This window comes from Agromyces sp. P1_H4, from assembly GCF_056405255.1.
This window is the reverse complement of the sequence record NZ_JBFUCL010000424.1, coordinates 1-2,804: the sequence shown is the minus strand read 5'-3', so window position 1 is coordinate 2,804 and position 2,804 is coordinate 1. Positions and strand designations below refer to the sequence as shown.

Genomic DNA, 2,804 nt, shown 5'->3' with positions numbered 1-2,804 from the left:
GCGCCGAGATCGACGCCGCGATCGCCGGCGCCCGCGACCAGGCCGTGCGGCTCGAGCGCGCGCAGGCCCAGCTCGGGCGCTCGCTGGCCACCGCCCGCGCCCAGGTGCAGGCGGCCGAGGACTACCTCGTCGCCCGACGCGGCGCGGTGGGCGCCGAAGCGCGGACCCGCCTCGCCGAGGCCGGGCGCCTGCTCGTCGAAGCCGAGGGACTGGCATCCGTGGATCCGGCTGCGGCGCTCAGCACCGCCCAGCGGGCCGAGTCCCTCGCCGGCACGGCCATGTCGCTCGCCCAGCAGGACGTGGGCGGGTTCGACACCGCCTACGGCGGAGGCGGCGGGTTCGGCGGCGGCTACGGCGGCATGCCCCAGGGCGGCGGACGGGGCGGCGACGTGTTCGGGGCCGTGCTCGGCGGCATCCTCATCAACTCGATGCTCGGCGGCGGCGGAGGCGGGGGCGGGGGCGGGGGCATCTTCGGCGGCGGCGGAGGCGGTCGGAGCAGCGGCGGCTTCGGCGGAGGCTTCGGCGGAGGCGGCCGGCGGTCGCCCGGGAGCTTCGGAGGCTCGGGCACGCGGTCGCGTCGCGGGGGCGGAGGCCGATTCTGAGCTCCACGATGCAGCCGCCGGTCTGAGCCATACCCGGCGCGGCGCCCACGATCACCACGACGGACCACGATCACCACCACCCGACCACGACGACTCACCACCACAGACCACGACCGACCACGACCGACCATCACCGAAAGGAACCACCATGGCTAAGCAGTCCATCTTCGGCCGCATCTCGCAGCTCATGCGGGCGAACATCAACTCGCTCATCGACGAGGCCGAGGACCCGCAGAAGATGCTCGACCAGATGGTGCGCGACTACACCAACAGCATCGCCGACGCCGAGGCCGCGATCGCCGAGACCATCGGCAACCTGCGCCTCCTCGAGGACGACCACCGCGAGGACGTCGAGGCGTCCCGCGAGTGGGGCGAGAAGGCGCTCGCTGCCAGCCGCAAGGGCGACGAGCTTCGTTCGGCCGGCGACGCGTCCGGCGGGGACAAGTTCGACAACCTCGCCAAGGTCGCCCTGAGCCGCCAGATCTCCGCCGAGAACGAGGCGCGCGCCGCCGAGCCCCAGATCGCGGCGCAGACCGAGGTCGTCGACAAGCTCAAGTCGGGGCTCAACGGCATGAAGGAGAAGCTGGTCCAGCTCCAGAACAAGCGATCCGAGCTGATCGCGCGGGCGAAGACCGCCCAGGCGCAGCGGCAGGTGAACGACGCCGTCAAGTCCATCGACATCCTCGACCCGACCAGCGAGATCGGCCGGTTCGAGGACAAGATCCGCCGCGAGGAGGCCGTCGTGCGCGGACAGAGCGAGCTCGCCGCATCCAGCCTCGACGCGCAGTTCAACGAGCTCGACGACCTCGGCGAGCTCACCGAGGTCGACGCACGGCTCGCCGCGCTGAAGGCCGGAGGATCGTCGCAGGGCGCCATCTCGGGCTGAGCACGAGCACACGGATGCCGCGGGCGCACGGGCGCCCGCGGCATCGGCGTCTCGCCGCGGCAACGCGGGACGACCCGGCCCGTAGACGCGAAGCGCGATCCCAGCGTGACGCGGTAACGTTCGGGCATGACGCCGGATGAGGCGGCCGAGGTGCTGGGTGTCGCACCCGATGCGGACGAGCCCGAGATCGACCACGCCTACCGGCGCCTCGCCCGCGAGCTCCATCCCGACCGGGCCATCGGCGCAGCGCCCTCGACGGTGCAGGCGTCGAGCGAGCGCTTCGTCGATGCGACCCTGGCCAAGGAGGTGCTGCTGCGCTCCGCCGCGAGCCGCGCGGGCGGGGACGGACGACCCGGCGCCGACGACCCGTCGGGCGACGGCGGGCCGGGGTATCCGAGGACCGGTACGCGGGTGCGGATCGTCGACGAGCACGTCGTGGACGTCGTGGCCTCCGTCCGTCCCGTGCCGGCCAGCTGGGGGCTGTTCGCCACATGGACGCTGCTCCTCGTCATCGGCGCGGTGCTCGCCCTGTCCGGCCTCCCGGTGTGGCAGCCGGTCGACCTGTGGCTGCGCGTCGTGCTGCTCGCGGCATCCGCCATCGCGACGGGCCTCACCGGGCGACGGTGGCTCTGGAACACGACGCTGGTCCTCATCGCCGTCAACGGCGTGGCCGTGGTGCTCGCCACGACGGTGGGCGGCCTGCTCGGGCTCGGATTCATGATGGTGGCGAGCTTCGGGCTCGCCGTGCAGGCCCGCCTGGTGCGCTTCCCCGACCAGTGACGACGTCGGGCGCCCGCGCGATACTGTGAGGCATGCCCGCAACCTTCGTCGTCGTTCCCCAGTGGCAGGGCTCCGTGTCGTCGCGCGCGATGAGCCATGCCGACGGTGCCGCCGCGATCCTCGGCGATCTGCCCGCGTCCGCGACCGTCCTCGTCGAGGTCCCGGTGGAGGCCGGCGACGAGCTCGGCTCGGGGGTGCGCCGCTACAGCGCCCTGCTCCGGGTGCGCGAGCGCACCGAGGAGGCGCTCGCGCAGGTGCCCGACTGGGCGCTCACGATCGGCGGCGACTGCGGCGCGTCGCTCGCGGCGGTCGCGCACGCCTCACGCCGCAGCGGCGGCGACCTCGCCGTGCTCTGGCTCGACGCGCACCCCGACCTGAACACGCCCGAGTCGTCCCCGTCGGGCGGCTTCGGCGGGATGACCCTGCGGGCGATCGCCGGCGAGGGCGCCGACGGGCTCGCGCTCGACGCCGAGACGCGCATCCCGCCCGCCCGGCTCGTGCTCGGCGGCGTCCGCGCGATCGACGACGAGGAGGCG

3 protein-coding genes and 1 pseudogene are annotated in these 2,804 nt (G+C 73.9%); all 4 read left to right on the top strand.

Annotated elements, in window-relative coordinates:
* Positions 1-602 (top strand): annotated as a pseudogene (locus AC1DY2_RS18290) (TPM domain-containing protein); the annotation flags it as partial.
* A 148-nt stretch (positions 603-750) separates the two neighbouring features.
* Positions 751-1,488, top strand: coding sequence for a PspA/IM30 family protein (locus AC1DY2_RS18285; protein WP_476763707.1), 738 nt, complete (start codon positions 751-753; stop codon positions 1,486-1,488).
* A 126-nt stretch (positions 1,489-1,614) separates the two neighbouring features.
* On the top strand, positions 1,615-2,268 hold the full coding sequence (locus AC1DY2_RS18280; RefSeq protein ID WP_476763706.1) for a J domain-containing protein: 654 nt from the start codon (positions 1,615-1,617) through the stop codon (positions 2,266-2,268).
* A 32-nt stretch (positions 2,269-2,300) separates the two neighbouring features.
* Positions 2,301-2,804: arginase family protein (locus AC1DY2_RS18275; protein ID WP_476763705.1), on the top strand; the 504-nt coding region annotated here is incomplete at its 3' end.